Annotated in this window: 6 protein-coding genes; all 6 read right to left on the minus strand. The window is 32.3% G+C overall.

Features of this window, described 5'->3' with window-relative positions:
* Positions 1–556: 556 nt before the first annotated feature.
* Complete coding sequence (locus ACB089_RS23840) at positions 557–1,828, minus strand: MFS transporter (RefSeq protein WP_374964207.1); 1,272 nt, start codon at positions 1,826–1,828, stop codon at positions 557–559.
* Between the two features lie 272 nt (positions 1,829–2,100).
* Complete coding sequence (locus ACB089_RS23845) at positions 2,101–2,838, minus strand: thioesterase II family protein (RefSeq protein WP_374964208.1); 738 nt, start codon at positions 2,836–2,838, stop codon at positions 2,101–2,103.
* Positions 2,839–2,846: 8 nt separating this feature from the next.
* The gene (locus ACB089_RS23850; protein WP_374964209.1) at positions 2,847–3,524 is read right to left on the minus strand and encodes a 4'-phosphopantetheinyl transferase family protein; all 678 of its coding nucleotides are present in this window, start codon (positions 3,522–3,524) and stop codon (positions 2,847–2,849) included.
* 9 nt (positions 3,525–3,533) lie between these two features.
* Complete coding sequence (locus ACB089_RS23855) at positions 3,534–6,788, minus strand: amino acid adenylation domain-containing protein (protein ID WP_374964210.1); 3,255 nt, start codon at positions 6,786–6,788, stop codon at positions 3,534–3,536.
* 23 nt (positions 6,789–6,811) lie between these two features.
* Positions 6,812–13,177: an amino acid adenylation domain-containing protein gene (locus ACB089_RS23860; protein WP_374964211.1), complete on the minus strand. Its 6,366-nt coding sequence runs from the start codon at positions 13,175–13,177 to the stop codon at positions 6,812–6,814.
* Positions 13,177–18,240, minus strand: a complete 5,064-nt coding sequence (locus ACB089_RS23865) for an amino acid adenylation domain-containing protein (RefSeq protein WP_374964212.1) — start codon at positions 18,238–18,240, stop codon at positions 13,177–13,179. The genes ACB089_RS23860 and ACB089_RS23865 overlap by 1 nt, the downstream gene beginning before the upstream one ends.
* Positions 18,241–18,250 lie beyond the last annotated feature (10 nt).

An 18,250-nucleotide genomic window follows, 5' to 3' on the forward strand; every position in this document is an offset into this window, starting at 1 on the left:
CAATAAATAATTTCTTTATAAACAGAACTTTTTCAGAGGAATTAGTTCCTTTATTAGTCTTTAGCAATCTTTATACCTGATCAAATCCCTTAATAAAGTTTTTCCACCATCAAATACAGAGTTTACTGGTAACATTCTTTTAACAACTTTTGACTGACCTTTTAACAGAATTTATCTTTCAAGAAATTCCCTCTTCTCCTTCGAATGTATTTCTCATTTCAGCGTGCAAACATCCTGACATTTTAAAAATTAAGATTTCCGAAGGATACGAACCCACCTTTTCAAAGTAATTCAAGAAGAATATTTAAAACAAAAAATCTCGAAACTGTTTGTGGTTAATACATACTTTATTTTACCAAGTAGAAGCTTCTCACAAAAATTAACCTCATGAGAAGCTTCATTTTTAACTAACTATCTACTTAAGAACTGCCAGTACATGGGGTTAGTTGTTATCATAGCCCATCATTTTTTCCTTAAGAAAGAACTCTTACTTTATCCAATATTAATATGTACCTAGTTAAATCAGTCATTAATTGTAAATACCACTCTTAGATATTTATCTATTATCTTCATTTATTTTAATTTTTAATGTTTCTACATTGATACTATTTATAACTGGCAATCTCCTTAATACCGGATGAATTATCCAAATTATGGTTATACACAGCATTCCAATACCTGTAAAAGAGAAGATCGTTTTACTTCCTAATGACACTGCTAAATATCCACCTACTAAAGAACCAATTGGCATCACACCAACACTTACGCTAGATATTACAGAGGATACACGACCTAATAAATAATTTGGTATAACTGCTTGGGCTACTCCTGCAAATAGGACATTTATTGATCCTATTGGAATCCAAGCAAGTCCAAATAATATTGCAGAGAGTAAAGGTATTGATGTGATTCCAGATAAAGTCCAACATATTCCACCTAATGTGAAAGCAATAATTGTTGCATACCCCAAACGAAACTTTCCTATCAAAGGTCCTGTTAATGCTCCTATTAAAGAACCTATGGAAAGCGCAGCCAAAAAGATTCCATACATTTTAACTCCACCAATTTGATCTGCAAAAGAGGGAAGTACTGCCATCGCTACTCCTATTGAAAAATTCGCTATTAATGTACCTATGAGAATGGCCCATAGTAGCGATCCGAAAACTACTTTAAAACCTTCTTTTATTTCCATTAGGTATATTTTAACAAAACCTATAATACTCTTTTGAGGAGGTTTTATTTGGTTCGAATCCGGACTCTGAGTTACCTTCAATAAACCGAAACAAAGAGTAGCTACTGCAAAAGTAATTGAATCTGCAATATAAAGTACCATTACTCCAAACATGGCGACAAGTATCCCTGCAATAGCATTAAAAACGATATCAACCCCTTGATATGCAAATGCAAATAGAGAATTCCCATTTATTAAATCATCTTTCTCAAGAATTAATGGCAAAGCCTTCGTCTGTGCCGGATATGCAAACTCTTCAATAAATGCAATAAGGGGCATTACTATCAAAATTAGTTGTATGCTCAGAAAATCATATAAATAAGCAATCGGGATAAATAAAACAAGAATACATTGGAGAATCTGTGTCGTTACTAATATTTTTTTAATACTGCAACGGTCAATAAACGGTCCTGTTAGAAACTGTAATGCTTTAGGTAACAGTATTAAAAAGCCCGCTAATCCAGTATAGAATGCATTACCTCCAAGCTCATATACTAACCACATTGAAGCTATATAATATATACTATCACCAATATTTGTAACAATTCTTCCTATGAAAAGTTTTAAAAAATTACTATTTCTTAACAATAAATTCAAATCCTCACCCCATTTTATTATTCAATCAACCTGGAACTATAATTTATATTTATCACAGACAACACTTCCAATCACAATCATTCACCATAATTTCCTATTCATCTATTCCATTCATCGAATAGGGATAGTGAAAAGTTTTTTTCATTAACTTTTCATCAACATCCCTATTTATCTAATTTTTCATTAAAAAGGAAATAAGTGATCCTTTTAACCCTTTAACCTTAATTCGAAATAAAATCTTTAAGGTAAAATTTCATTATATTATTCTTCAATTAAAAACCAGTTTTCAATAATATTTCTTCAATATCCCTTAATAGCTGTTCTCGATTGTTTCTAATATACATATGTCCTCCACTGTAAACGAGTATATCTCTAACCTCTTTTACAAAGTTCCTCCAGTCAATTAATTCCTCAGTAGGCAACATAGAATCATTCTTTCCACCAAATATAGTTGTAGGGACTGCTAACTCTCGATTCAAATGATTTATATTAATTGACTCTAAAAGTTTTAAATCAGCTAAAAGGATTGGTAAATAAATATCTAGCAACTCTTGATTCTTTATAATCTCCTCTTGAGTGCCGTTCTCTCTTAAAAGTTGATTTATCGATCGTTTATTTTGCATTACTTTCTTTTTAGGAGGTGCACTAGCTGATAGAAACAAATGAATAGGTAGATTCCCACCTCTTTTTGCAATCATTTGAACTAAGTAGTAGGAAATAATCCCTCCCATACTATGTCCCCAAAAAATATAAGGTTTCTCCTCTAAGATTGCTCCCATTTCTTCTAAAAAATCCTCACAAAGAGATTCCATATTCTCATAAAAGTTTTCACCATACCGATTCTCTCTCCCTGGTAATTGAACTGGACAAATTTCTATTTCATGATGAATATTACTAAAATATTCTTTATAGAAGCTGGCTCCCCCACCTGCCCAGGGAAAACAAAAAATCCTTACCTTCCCAGAATTTTTTCTCTTCTCTATAGGGGATGAAAAGATCCATGATTGCATTGTTACAACTACCTACCTTTCCATTTTTCGATATTAACTCCATCAAAAGATATGGAGGAATTACAGACTGCAATAGATAATACATAGTCTTTCTCCAAAAAAAATGTAGAGTATTTCAAGTCTTTAATTACTTGCCCATTAACCTGATCTCTAGAGACAGAAAAGTTTTTTACCGGGAATGAGAAGCCTTTACCTATAGCTTTTATTACAGCCTCTTTTCTAGTCCAAACAATAAAAAATCGCTCTAATCTTTGTTCCTCATTACACGAATTTATCCAATTTATTTCTTGTAATGTAAAAACTTCATTCATTACATCTAAATAATCTGTTTTTAATAATTCAACATCTATCCCAACAGGACCGCATGTTGAAAATGCAAGCACAATAATATCGTTTGAGTGAGAAATATTGTAGTAAATACCCTTATAATTTTTTATATAAGGTTTTCCATATTCATTTTTAGCAATTTTACAATCATCTAATTTAATTCCCATTTCTGTAAATAGTACTTTTCCTAATAACTCTCTACCTACTGCTCTTTCCTTCTTACGATTTTGGGATTGATGTTTTATACTATTGTAATCTTCATTTTTAAAAAGCTTTTTACATATCTTATATATTTCTGTGTCCATATACTCGGAGAGAAAAGTATAATAAATGATTAGTTTGCTAGAAGAAATATTCATTGGTTAATCCTATACTAACGATTCTTCTTTTAAAAAAATCGTTTCTAAATATCGGGAAATTTGTCTAATGGTTGGATTGTCAAAAATTAATCTCACTCCTACCTCACACTCTAATACTTCATTTATTCTAGTAGTGACTCGAGCAGCTAGAAGCGAATGCCCTCCAATTTCGAAAAAGTTCTCGTCAATCCCAATTATTTGATTACCTAATACATCGCGCCAAATCTCCACTAGAATTTCTTCCATTAATGAATTTGCTGGAGTAAATTCTTCAAATAAATAATCAGATTTAGTGGGTGACGGTAGGGAATGCATATCTACTTTTCCGTTTTCATTCAAATGGAAAGTATCTACTTCAATAAAAATGCTAGGAATCATATAATCAGGAATCTTGGAAGCAAGCTGCTTTCTAATCTCTTTTTTGTTTAATAATCCATCTAATTCATAATAAGCTATTAAACGTTTCTCTCCATCTTCAACTTCTTTGAACACTACGAACGCTTCTGAAATAGACTCTATTTTTCGTAGTGCATCTTGTATCTCTCCTAATTCGATACGGAATCCGCGAATTTTTACTTGATTATCATTTCTTCCAACGATATTTATATTACCATCAGCTGAAAGTTTAACTATATCGCCCGTTTTATAAATTATATCGCCCGGATTAGATGAAAAAGGATTTTTCAAAAACACTCTTTCTGTTAATTCATCTCTATTTAAGTAGCCCTTGGCAACTCCATATCCACCAATAAACAATTCCCCCTGAACACCAATCGGAGTCTGAACCATATTTTCATCTAATACATATACAAATGTATTATCAATAGGTTTTCCGATAGGGAAATTTTGTACGCTCTTTGTAACAGAACAGTCAATTTTATATGAAAGGGCAAAGGTCGTTGTTTCAGTAGGTCCATATACATTAATGAGCATTTTTGGAGGATTATTTATTAAAACACGATTTATGGACTCTACGCTACATATCTCGCCTCCTATTAGTAGTTCACGAACTTGAGAAAATGACTTAGGTCTTTCTTTTGCAATTTTATTGAATAGTCCTACTGTCGAGAACATGACAGAAATTTCGCTATTTTTTAGCCACTTTTCAAAGTCTATTGTTGAAAGGATAGTATCGTTTTCTGCTATATGAAGGGTGGCTCCATTCAATAGCGCTCCCCAATATTCAAAAGTCATTGCATCAAAAGCGGCATTTGATATCTGGGCTACATTATCATCTTTTCCAAGGTTTACATACTCAATATTTAAAACTAATCTCTTAACTCCCTTTTGTTTAGCGCATACCCCTTTAGGCTTTCCTGTTGTTCCAGAGGTATAAATAACATAAACCTGATCTTCATTATGAGAATCGATTCGTAAATTAGCTACTTCCATAGAAACTGTATCTCTTTTTAACTCTTCAATTGTTACAACGCTTTTCTGATTTAACTTGAATCTCTTTTCAAAATTTGAGCTAGATAATATTAATTTGGGTTTACAATCATCTAATATTATTTCAATACGTTCGCCTGGTGATTTTATATCTAGAGGAATATAAGAACTTCCAGTCTTTACGATTGCCATCATTGCAATCATCATATCGATTCCACGTTCCATAAATAAGGCCACTGAATTTGTTTTATTTACACCTAACCGAATAAATTCTCTCGCCCATCTATTTGCCTGAATATTCATTTCCTTATAAGATATTTGTGTTTCACCATGTTTTATTGCTACTTTTTCAGAATGAAGTTCAACAATTTCTTCAAATATTTTAGACAATGACTTATCTGAAATTTTTTGCGCCATTTGTCCCCCTTCACCCAATTCTTTATATAGAAACTTCTCTTGTTTTGTCAAAAAATCCACAGATGTAACTTTAAACGATGAGTCTATAGAAAATTTATCTAAGATATTTAAAAAGTGATGAGCCATTCTTTCAATAGTGGAAGGGTCAAAGATGTCTTGATTGTATTGAATTTCTCCTCTCAACCCTTCTTTGTCATCAGCCATAAATAGTGATAAATCATATTTTGCTTTTTCATTTACTACTTCTAAAGGAGTCACATCTAGTCCTAATAATTCTTCCTCTACTGAAATCGTATTTTGAAATGTAAACAATACTTGAAATATGGGTGAAGTAGTAAGACTTCGATCAGGAGATAATATTTCTACTAATTTTTCAAATGGAATATCCTGATTCATGTAGGCCTCTAAACAAGTATTTCTAACATGTCTAACGTAATCATCAAAACTTTGATCTTCAACAATCTGTGTTCTAATCACGAGAGTATTAATAAAACAACCAATTATATTTTCAATTTCTTTGCGATTCCTACCAGCTACTGGTGTGCCAACTAATATATCCTTCTCATTAGTATACCTGTATAAAAGTACTTTAAATGCAGCAAGTAAAGCCATGTTGAGTGTTATTCCTTCAGCCTTACACCAACTTTTAATCCTATTTGCCACATCCTCTTGAATATTAAATGCAAAATTACCACCTTTGAAGCTTGGTTCTTTTGGATATACATGATCTATTGGTAGCCCTAATATAGGTAGTTTTCCATTTAATTGCTTTTTCCAATATTGAAGCTGGTCTTCAAACATCCCTCTTTCATAACTCGATTGTTGCCAATCGGAATAATCCCAATATTGAATTACGGGTTCTGGAAGAGATATTTCTAACCCCTCAACAAAGGAACGATATAATTCGTTTAACTCTTTCACAAATAACTGCTGAGACCATCCGTCAAATATGATATGGTGGAAATTCATTAATAAAATCCATTCTTGATTAGATAATTGAAGGAGTTGGAATTTAAACAAAGGTCCTTTTTCTAAGTTAAACTCATGGTTTATTTGTAGTTTGATATATCTTTCTATAAATTGTTCTGGAAGAAGATTATTATCATTTTGCTTATATCGAATAATCTCAAGGTTGCTCACTCTCATATCGGAAATCGCTATTTCCTCTTCCTTTCCATTATCTTTAATAAAGGATCTTAAAATAGGATGACGCTCTAAGATTTTATTTAACGACAGGACTAATGCATCCTCATTTAGGCTGCCCTTTAACCTTAAGTTAAAGGGCACATTGTAAATAGACTTTTGAGTAAGAAGTTTATCTAAAATCCAAAGTCTTCTTTGTGAAAATGAAAGTGTTTTTTTATCACACGGTGTAATATTATCTTCATTTTCATTTTCAAGTAACATGTCGAGTAATAATTGTTGTTTAGTTTTTTCACTAGCATCTTTTAGTAACATGGGATATTACTCCTTATCGCAATTTATTTTTCTTCAGTATCTGACATTAGTTCAATCATTTTGTATAACTCTTGCTCAATAAAGTTTGAAAGTAATCCAACCTCAGGTATTTCAAATATAGTCTTTAAAGGAATAGTAATTTTAAACTTTTTCTGAAGACGGGAAATTACTTGAGTAGCATTTAATGAATGCCCTCCAAGTTCAAAGAAGTTATCATCGATACGAATAATTTCCAGACCCAATACCTCTTTCCAAATATCTGCCACTCTAGTCTCTACTATTGATCTTGGTAGATTATCAGCATCGATCTTCTGTTCTCCTTCATCAAAAGACTCAACCAGACTTTTACGGTCAATTTTACCATTGTCATTCAATGGAAATTTATCAATGAATTCGATACGATAAGGAACCATATAGGCCGGCAATACAGATTTTAAATAGTTAAGAAGTTGACTTTTTATTAATCCTTCATTAGGAATTACAAATGCAATCAGTTGCTTGTTACTATCACTTTCTTTTACTGCCACTATAGAATCTTTTACTTGTTCATGTTTCCTAATTGTTGCTTCAATTTCCTTAGTCTCAATTCTATAACCACGTATCTTTATTTGGTTGTCCTTTCTCCCTATAAACTCCAAATCGCCCGAAGATTGAATTCTGACTAAATCACCTGTCAGGTAAAGCTTCTCTTTTGAATTAAAAGGACTTCTAACGAACTTTTCCTTTGTCATTAAATCTTTACCATGATAACCTTCTGCTACCGTAGGTCCTCCAAGGACTAGTTCCCCAACAGCTCCTTGAGGGACTAGTTGAAGTGCTTCATCCAATACATATGCCTTAACATGAGGGAAAGGTTTTCCAATTGGTACGATATCCGAGTTTAATTTCTGAGATTTATCCCATATAAAATAAGTGTTATCTATTGTAACTTCGGTAACCCCATAGGAGTTTATGAATGTTACATCTGGATCAAAGTATTTATGAATTTCTAACAAATCCTTTACGTACCATGTGTCAGCTCCCGAAACAATCATTTTCAGATTAGGTAGGCTCCTATTATTCTCTTTTAAGTATGAAACAAGGTATTTTAATACGGCAGGGACGAACTCTGCGAATTCAATTTCACTCTCATACAATAATTCATAGAGTTTTTCTGGTTGAATAATAGAATTCTTATCTGCCAAAATCATTTCACTTCCACTGCACAAAGAGCGAAGTAAATCTTGAATAAAAACATCAAAAGAAATACTAGCTATTTGGAGATATTTCTTTGTATCTTTCATTCCATAGACTTTTTCCCACGATGGATAGGCACTCATAATATTTTTATGATTAATTTTTACCCCTTTAGGCTTTCCTGTTGTTCCTGATGTATAGATTATATAAGCTGCACTTTCAGAAGAATGTCTTGTTGTAGGCTGCATTCCACCTTTATAATCTTTTATTGATTCCCATAATTCATCAAGATTTATTACATCAGCAATTGTATTCAAGTCCTTTACCAAATCGCTGTTCGTAAAAATAGCCTTTAACCCTACATCTTCTATCATATAACTCACTCGTTTAATTGGGTGTTGAGGATCGAATGGAACAAAAGTACAACCAGCTTTCATAATTCCCATAACAAGAGGCAAAGTTGCAAGAGATTTCTCCGCATAGAGACCAATTGTTGACCCTACAAGATACCCGCTATCAATTAGATAATTGGCAATACTGTTTGATTGTTCAATTAATTTATTATAGGTAATACTTTCACCCTTAAAAGTAACAGCCTTCTTATCTGGTGAAATTATGTTGTATTGATCGATTAGTTCATAGAAGAATTGATTAGTCGATGATGAATTGATTTCATTCACCGAAGCATTCTCTATATTCCCAATTTCCCCCTCCGACAGGAATGATAATCTAGTTACATTTTGATCCAAATTAGAAAGGGCACTTTCTAATAGATTTAGATAATTGTTTGTGAATTTAGTAATGGTTTCTCGATTAAATAAGTCTTTATTGTATTGCACCTCTAATCTAATTTCATCTTCACTTTCATTAATATTAAGTGCTAAGTCATATTTAGTTACAATGTTCTTAACCTCAAAAGGTTTAACTAATATTTTATTAAGATATCTATTTTCGTTTGTCATTAAATTATGTGAAAACATAACTTGGAAAATTGGTGTGTGACTTAAATCACGTGTAGGATTTATCTCCTCTACCAATTTTTCGAAAGATATATTTTGATGTGAAAAGGCTGATAAACATGTATTTTTTACTTGATTAAGGAATTCTTTGAAAGAAGGTTCATTATCAAGCTTAGTGCGAATTACTATGGTATTTACGAAATATCCGATTAAATTATCTAATTCCTCATAACCCCTTCCTGATGTAGGAATTCCAACCAAAATATCTTTTTGCCCCGAATAGCGAGATAATAAAATCTTAAAAATGGATAACAATGATATAAATGACGTTGATTCTGTTTTTTTAGATAATTCCCTCAATTGCCCAACTAAATTACTAGGTATATTTATTTCAATACTCTCACCACTGAAAGTCTGTTTTTGAGGTCGAGTATAATCTGTAGGGAGCTCCAATATTGGTAACTCACCAGCTAATTCTTTACTCCAAAATTCTAGATGCTCGTCTTTTTCTTCCATTTCAATTTGATTATGCCAATATACATAATCTCTATATTGAAGCCTCTCTGATTCATCGATTAAATTCTTTTCAGTAAGATAAATATTTTTCGTAATGTCTCTATAAATCTGCCCTAGTTCCTTAATGAAAACTTTTTCAGACCATCCATCGAAAATTATATGATGCGCTACAAATAAAAGAATATGTTTATTATCAGACACTTGTATAAGGGTAACCCTTAATAATGTATCTATTTCTAAATTAAACGGTATCCATGAGAGCTCTTGAATTTCATTTTGAACTTCACTTATTTGATTTATTTCATTTACAACGTCTAATTTAAAACTTAATGGTGGTCTAACAAATTGACGAGGCTCATTATTTATTTCAATAAAGTTAGTTCTCAAAATTTCATGACGATTTATAATTTCTTGTATACTTTGCTCAAGTATTAAGTAATCAATCTTTCCTTCAAGAGTGTAAGCAAATGGAATGTTATATGCACTACTTATAGGATCCATCTGCTGAATGAACCAAAGACTTTTTTGAGATGAAGTTAGTGGCTCATATTCATTCTTAATTTGTCTTTTTTCAATAGATTTATAAGTACAAGATTCCATGCTAGAAAGTAATAACGCCATACTCCTAATTGTCGGATTTTCAAATAACACCTTTATAGGTACATTTTTCTCCAACACTTTTGCAATTCGGACAATTACTTGTGTTGCTAATAAGGAATGTCCACCTATTTCAAAGAAGTTATCTTGCACGCCAATTTCTTTAATTTTCAAAACATCTTGCCAAATCTTCTGTAAGAATAGTTCTATTTCGTTTTGAGGCTCCTCGTATCCTACCGTTTCTATATCGCCTTCGGTTGGTTCTGGAAGTTTCCTATAATCAATTTTTCCATTGACTGTAAGGGGAAATTTATCAATTTTTATAAAGATGCTAGGTACCATATAATTTGGCAACCGTAAACTTAATTCTTTTCTTAAAGTAGTTTTTCTAGAATCTAAATTGCTTGTGTAATAACAGATTAATTTCCCATTGTTATCTTTATTTTTTTCAAATAAAACTACTGCATCCTCTACTAAATTAGTATTTTGAATAGTTTCTTCGATTTCACCAAGTTCTATTCTGAACCCTCTTAATTTAACCTGATTATCTTTTCTTCCTAAAAACAAGATATTACCATCGAATGAGTAAACAACTATATCACCCGTACCGTAAAGATTTTCATGGTCATTAAACGGACTTTTAATAAATTTCTCCCTATTTAAATCTGGACTGTTCCAATATCCTGCAGATAATCCATCACCACCAACATATAGTTCCCCCGGTACTCCGATAGGTACTTGTTGTTTATATTTATCTAGAACATAAACTTTTGTATTATTAATTGGAGTTCCTATAGGTATTGAATTATTTATATTAATATTCCTAGAAGGGGCATTTATCCAATAATTTAATGTAATAGCCGTGTTTTCACTTGGACCATAGGAATTTAAAAGATGTTTGGGTCCACCCTTCTCTAAAACTTGTTTTACCGATTTTGGACTACATACCTCTCCGCCTATAAAAAGGTTGGTTATCTGAGAAAATGCATAAGGCTCTTCTTGCGCCATCTGGTTAAATAGAGCAGATGGAATTGCCATAGTTGTTATTTGTTTTTCTTTAATCCAATGCGCAAAGTCACTCGGGGATAGTACTAAATCATTGTTAGCGATATGGATAGTTCCACCGTTTATAAGTGTTACCCAAATCTCAACAGGAGCAACATCAAAGGAGATACTAAGTATCTGGGAGACATGAGCTGTAGACTTCTCATCAAAGAAATCCTTATCCATGGCTACTCTAATTATTCCTTCTTCTTTAACCATTACACCTTTTGGTTTTCCTGTAGATCCTGAAGTATAAACTAGATATATCAAGTCTTTTACACTTTTACTCGTGGACAAATTATTTGAACTACTTTCTAGAAAATCTGAATTCCCTACTCGTATAACATTGGATTTTACGCTTTCAAAATCACCCTTTTCTTCAATGATCAAGGAAGGTTTACTATCCTCCAATATGTCTAACTTCCTTTGTTTAGGTAGCGAAGAATCTACAGGTAGATAAAAATGACCTGATTTTAAAATTGCTAGAAGTACTATTATTAAATTAGGCCCTCTGTCCATTGAGACTATGATAGGCGCTTCCTTATCCAAATTAAGTTCCAATAGTCGATATGCAAATGCATTTGCCCTATTATTTAATTCCTTATAAGTAACTTTCTCTCCGAAATGCTCAATGGCCATAGAATCAGGGCTTTCTTCTACCCTTTTTTCGATTAGCTGATTTACTGTTAGTTCTATTTTGTTCCATCTAACATCATTTACTTTAGTAAACAGAGTCTTCTCTTCCTCAGTTAAAATGCAACAACACTTCGTTGGCAAATGAGATTTACCGATTACTGATTTCAAAAGATTTTGATAATGTCGGGCAAATCTTTTTACCATTTCTGAATTAAATAAAGAGGTGTCATATTGTATTTCACCTTCAATCCCGTTTTCTGATTCGTACATGAGGAGAGCAATATCAGTTTTTGGGGTCATGATATCAGTCTCAATAAACTCAGCTAAATTCTCTTCAAAACTAATTTCTTTTTCAAGAGTATTCTGCATTGAAAAAAATGTTTGAACGATAGGTGTTGTATTTAGATTTCGTTCTGGGTTTAGCTCTTCTACTAATTTATCGAATGGGATATCCTGGTTCATATAAGCTTCCAAACACACATCTTTTACATTTTCCACATATTCTTCAAATGTATATTTTTCATTTACTGTTGTTCGAATAACAAGCGTATTTACAAAGAAACCTATTATATCCTCTAACTCCTGTTGGTTCCTCCCAGCTATTGGGGTGCCTAATAAAATATCCGCTTCGCCTGTATAACGATGTAAAAGAATCTTATAAGCTGCCATAAGCACCATATTTGGAGTTACGTTTTGTTTAATACACCATTCTCTAATTTGTTTAGTTAAGCTTGCTTCTAATTCAAATTTAAGGCTTGTTCCCTTACTGATATTCTGATGTGAAGGAACTTCTAATTTAGGGAAGCGAAGAGTTGGAAGATCCCCTTGTAATTTGTTTAGCCAATATGACATTTGAAGTTCAGCATCATCTTCCTTTAACCAAGAATTTTGCCAAAATGAATAATCCGAGTATTGGAGATTATTTTCCTGGTCAAAATTATCATAATTTGTATTGCTATAATATTTATTTAGTTCACTCATAAAGCTATTAAATGAACTTCTATCAAAAATAATATGGTGTACACCCATAAAAAACCTATATTCTGACTCACATATTTTTAACAGCTTAAACATATACAGATTACCTAAATCTAGCTGATAATCTTTCTCTTTTAAAGATTGCAAAATTACTTCTGTCTCTTGATCCACATTCGACGAATTTGATAAATCAATATATTCAAAATTCAATGAACCATAAGATGAAATAATTTGTTTATATTCCGACTTTTCATGTACAAATTTTGTTCGAAACACATCATGTCTTTGTACAATTGCCTTAAGACTACTTTTAAATTTTTCTAATGATATTGAACCACATATTTTCAGACCAAATGTAATGTTATACGCTTTTTGATCATGGTCGTAGTTTTGAAGGAACCAAAGTCTTCTTTGCCCGTAAGACATAGGTGCTTCATACAGTTGGCTGATTGTATTTTCTTGATCTTTTATAGCTATATTCATCAAATTCCCTCCCTATTAGTAATGCTCTTTCTAGCACGACTTGTAATTAGATTCTTCCTAATCTTCCGACTTCCATTCTCGAGTTCAATTGACAATTGACGAATAGTAGGATATTTGAATAAGTGAGCTAGAGCTATATTTACTCCTATTTGTTTTCGAATACGCGAAATTATTTGTGTGGCTAAAAGAGAATGGCCTCCGATTTCAAAGAAATTATCATTAACCCCAATCCTCTCTTTATTTAATACTTCTCTCCAAATTGAAAGTATACTACTTTCATATTTACCTGATTTCGATGGTTCTTCTACTTCTACTTCTACTTCTACTTCTACTTCTCTCTGTTGATTCACCATATTTTTTAGTTGCTTTCTATCAATTTTCCCATTAGGTGTGTAAGGAATTGAATCAATGAAATGAATTTGACTTGGAATCATGTAATCTGGACAATGTTCTTGTAAAAATGAAACTATATGTTTTGATATAAGAGTACAATCTTGTTTAGTTACGATATATGATATTATTATATTTTCCTTATATTTATCAGGCTCGCATGTTGCAATGGCTGATCGAATATCTGGATGGGCTTCTAAGACACGTTCCACTTCATCCAATTCAACCCTGTAACCTCGGATCTTGATCTGACGATCTGACCTTCCACGTAATTCAATATCTCCATTATCAAGGTAGTTTCCTACATCGCCAGTTTTGTACAACGTCTCGTTTCCAAGTATCGGACATGTTAAGAAAACTTCTTTATTTAATTCGGGATTTCCAACATACCCCTTTGTCAGACCTGCACCACCGATATAGATATCTCCTATTATTCCGTCCGGAACGATCTGCATATTTTTATCAAGAATCAGTAAAAATGTATTATCGATTGGTTTTCCTATTACATATTTTTTAGTTAGTGGTCCTTGTATCACATTAAATGTAGTCGTTAACGTACATTCAGTTGGTCCATATAAATTGACGAGTTTTGAAGATGGGAATGCACTTTGTACAGCAGAGACAATTTCATTACTTAGTATTTCTCCACTAGTAAAAATCAAGCGAAGACTATTATTGAGTTCCTCTCCCTCAAGTTGTTCCTTAGACAAAATTTTCAGATATGAAGGTACAGTACTTAAAAGGCAGGTAGCTTTAGTATTTCTAGCAATTCGTGTCATTAGTTCTAAGTCTTTTTTCTCATCATCAGTTACCATAATTACCTTTGCTCCACATGTTAGCGGGTAGATAAGATCCCTTAAAAAACCATCAACTGATAACGAAGCCAATTGAAGAACGTTATCTTGCTCTGCAATATCAAACTCTTTATCTAGAAAAGAAAAATAGTTCAAAACACCATAATGAGTATTTAATATAGCCTTAGGGTTACCAGATGATCCAGATGTAAATACAATGTAAGCATCATAGTTAGAATCTACTGAAATTGTTTCTAAGAAATCGTCATTAATATCCTTAGTGTCCTTAATATCTTCCAAAACAATTATATCCCCTGAAAAAATCTCTAAAGATTGCTCCTTATATTTTGAAGACGTAAATAGAAGTTTTGGCTCAGATAAATGAATCATGTATTGCTGACGTTTTAATGGGTAGTTTATATCAATAGGAACCATACACGCACCCGATTGAAGTATTGCTAACATAAAAATTAATGTTTCAATACTTTTTTCATCTCGAATGGCAATCCTAGTCCCCTTTTCTACACCCTTTTCTTGTATTAAAAATTTAGATATTTTTCTGGATTGCATTATTAACGAGTAATATGTTATTGATTTTCCATTATATTCAACAGCTATCTTCTGTGGGGTTTTTTTCGCTTGTTCTTCAATAACGCTAACAATATTTGAATTGTAAATAGGCTTTTCTCCAAATACTTTCTCTAGTTTTGTAACCCGTTCTACCTCTGATAATATACCGACTTCGCAAACAGGAGAGGTTGGATTAGTCATTAAAGATTCTATTAATTTCTCGAAATTTTGCAGCATCTTTTCTATTCGTGCCTTATCAAACAGATCTGAACGATATTGAAATTCTAGAATAGTCTTCTCTACTTTTTCTTCAATGGATAGGGTTAGATCAAATTTTGCAAAATCGTTTTCTACAATTAATTCATTTCTACCTATTTTATAAGTATTATTCGCAAGGGATTCCTCATTATGATAAACAAACATGGTTTGAATAATAGGTGTATTTGATAGTGTTCGATCAGGATGTATCTCTTCAACAATCTTTTCAAATGGTACATCTTGATTTGCAAAAGCCTCTAAACACTCTGCTTTTACTATTCTTAAGAAGTCTTTAAATGAAAATTCCCCATTTATCGATGTTCTAATTATCAGGGTATTTACAAAAAATCCTATCAGCGATTCAATCTCTTCATAGTTACGTCCTGCTATTGATGTTCCAACAAGAATATCATTCTGACCTGAAAGTCGATATAGAAAAACTTTAAATGTAGAAAGTAAAGTCATGAACATAGTAGTTCCTTCATCAGAACTAATCTTTCTGAGACGGCTTGTTAATTCTTCAGATAGTTCAATTTTGGCACTACTTGCAGCTGATTGATAATTTAAAGACCGTCTAAAATCGCTCGGTATGTCAAGTATTGGAAGTGGAGTTGTTAGTTTATCCTTCCAATAATCAAGCTGTTTATCAATAAAACCTTCTTTTTCCCACTCGGCCTGCGATTTAGCAAAATCATGAAATTGAATAGGAAGATTCCGAAGTTTCTTTCCAACGTTATTTTGAATATTATTATAAATCTCGTCCATTTCTTTCAATAAAATATTCTTTGACCATCCATCGAAAATGATATGATGAAACACCAATATTAAAATATTTTCCCCTGCCAGACGAATAAGTTTTGCTCGCATTAGCGGACCATTTTCCAAATCAAAAGGCAAAGTCCATATCTTATTTCCATTCAAAATTTCACTTTGAGTAAATTCTTTATCTCTATAATCAATAATATCTAGTTTAAAGCGTTTCATTTTTTTAAAATACTGAAGGGGTTGACCATTTTCTTCTTTGAATAGTGAACGAAGGACAGAATGGCGCTTAATGATCTCATTAATACTCTCTTCAAGAATATCTGTATCTAAATGTCCCTCGATGCTAAACGCAAATGGAATGTTATAGGAAACATCTTCAGGATTAAGCTGATTCAAAAACCATAGCCTTTTTTGCATAAGAGACAAAGGATAATGTTCTTCCTCTTTATCCTTCTTAATAACTCTAAGTTTTTCGTATTCAGTTTTTTCGATTTCTTTCGATAATTCGAAGATACTAGGATATTCGAATATAATTTGTATAGGAATATTTTTCCCTACTTTTTTCCTTAACCTAGTAACTACCTGAGTCGCTAATAAGGAATGACCACCTATTTCAAAGAAGTTATCATAAATACTTACTTGATTTATTTTTAGAACTTCACACCAAACTTCTGCGATTGTTTTCTCCATTAAGTTTGATGGCGCTATATAAATATGATCTTCATCATTAAGATCTGATGCGTCTGGATCTTTTAATTTTCTTCTATCAATTTTCCCATTCATGTTTAATTCAAAAGCATCAACATGGATAAAAACAGAAGGTAACATATAATGCGGCAATTCCCTTTGTAACAGTTCCCTTATATAACTCTTCTTTAGAGGAATTTCAGTAGTATAATAACTTATAATCCTTTTATCTCCGTTTTCCAATGTAGAGAGCATCACTATACACTCTTTAACTTTATCAATACGGCGGAAACATTCTTCAATTTCCCCTAATTCTATACGATATCCTCTTAGTTTAACTTGATGATCTGTTCGTCCAACAAACTCAATTTCACCGTCATTCCTTACTTTTACGATATCTCCACTTTTATACAGCTTAGATCCTATTTGCGTATCAAATGGATTATCAATAAATTTTTCTGCGGTTAACTCATCTCTTTTCCAATAGCCTAAAGCTAGTCCTTTTCCTCCTATATAAAGTTCCCCAATTCCTTCTCCTTCAACAAATCCGGTATCTTCATTATAAACATAAACCTGCGTGCCCTTTATTGCTTTACCTATAGGAACTGTTTTACTACCTAAATCTGTTAATTCGTCAATTCTATAACTAAGAGTAAATGTAGTATTTTCTGTTGGGCCATAGACATGAAGTAAATTTAACGGTTTCCCCTTATTTAACACTTCTCTTATCCAATAAGGATTACATGCCTCTCCTCCAAATAAAAGATAACGCAAATTATAAAAGGCTTGTGGCTTCACTTCAGCTATATTGTTGAAAAGGGCAGTTGTTACAAAAATTGTAGTAATTCTTTGTTTTTCTATCCAAAGTGCAAGATTATCTGGTGAGAGTACTACCTCCTGCTCCGCAATAACTAGGGTTGCTCCAGTTAATAAGGCTCCCCAAGCTTCAAAAGTAATTGCATCAAATGAAGCATTTGAAAGTTGAGCAATCCTATCATTTTCATTAAGTTCTACATAATTTGTATCTTTGACAAGCCGCACTACTCCGCGATGTAACACTGGTACACCCTTTGGCTTACCTGTGGAACCAGATGTATAAATTAAATAAGCCAGCTGCTCATGGTTCTTTTGGATTTTTACTTCTTCACGTGTGTAATTTCCCTTCTTTAAATCGGAAATTAGAAAAATACACTTGTTTTTACCCGATATTTTCTCAAGATGTTGGGTGTTTGTAACTATGGCGCTTGTCCCTGAATCTTCTAAAATATAATTTATTCTGTCTATAGGATTCGTTGGATCTATCGGAAGATAGGCAGCTCCTGCTTTTAAAATACCTAACCAAGTAATGAAAGTGTCTATTGTTCGTTCCATAAATGTAGATACAAACATTCCATTTTTTATACCTGCTTTTTTTAAGTTATAAGCAATTTGATTTGATAAATGATCCATTTCTTTATATGAAATTTTTTGTAGATTGGATTCAATGGCAATATTATCTGAGTGAAGATCTACGATATCAGTAAAAATGCTAATAATGTCTTCCACTTTATTCGTATGCAATTTATTAGGTCTACTACTATCTAAGTTTAAGGTACTCATAACCACTCTT

The sequence above is a fragment of the Lysinibacillus sp. RS10 genome, from assembly GCF_041956855.1.
Classification (GTDB): domain Bacteria; phylum Bacillota; class Bacilli; order Bacillales_A; family Planococcaceae; genus Lysinibacillus; species Lysinibacillus xylanilyticus_A.

Coding starts and splice junctions, on each gene's coding strand:
- ACB089_RS23850 (WP_374964209.1), bottom strand. CDS start 3,524: ATGAATATTTCTTCTAGCAAACTAATCATTTATTATACTTTTCTCTCC.
- ACB089_RS23855 (WP_374964210.1), bottom strand. CDS start 6,788: ATGTTACTAAAAGATGCTAGTGAAAAAACTAAACAACAATTATTACTC.
- ACB089_RS23865 (WP_374964212.1), bottom strand. CDS start 18,240: ATGAGTACCTTAAACTTAGATAGTAGTAGACCTAATAAATTGCATACG.
- ACB089_RS23845 (WP_374964208.1), bottom strand. CDS start 2,838: ATGCAATCATGGATCTTTTCATCCCCTATAGAGAAGAGAAAAAATTCT.
- ACB089_RS23860 (WP_374964211.1), bottom strand. CDS start 13,177: ATGAATATAGCTATAAAAGATCAAGAAAATACAATCAGCCAACTGTAT.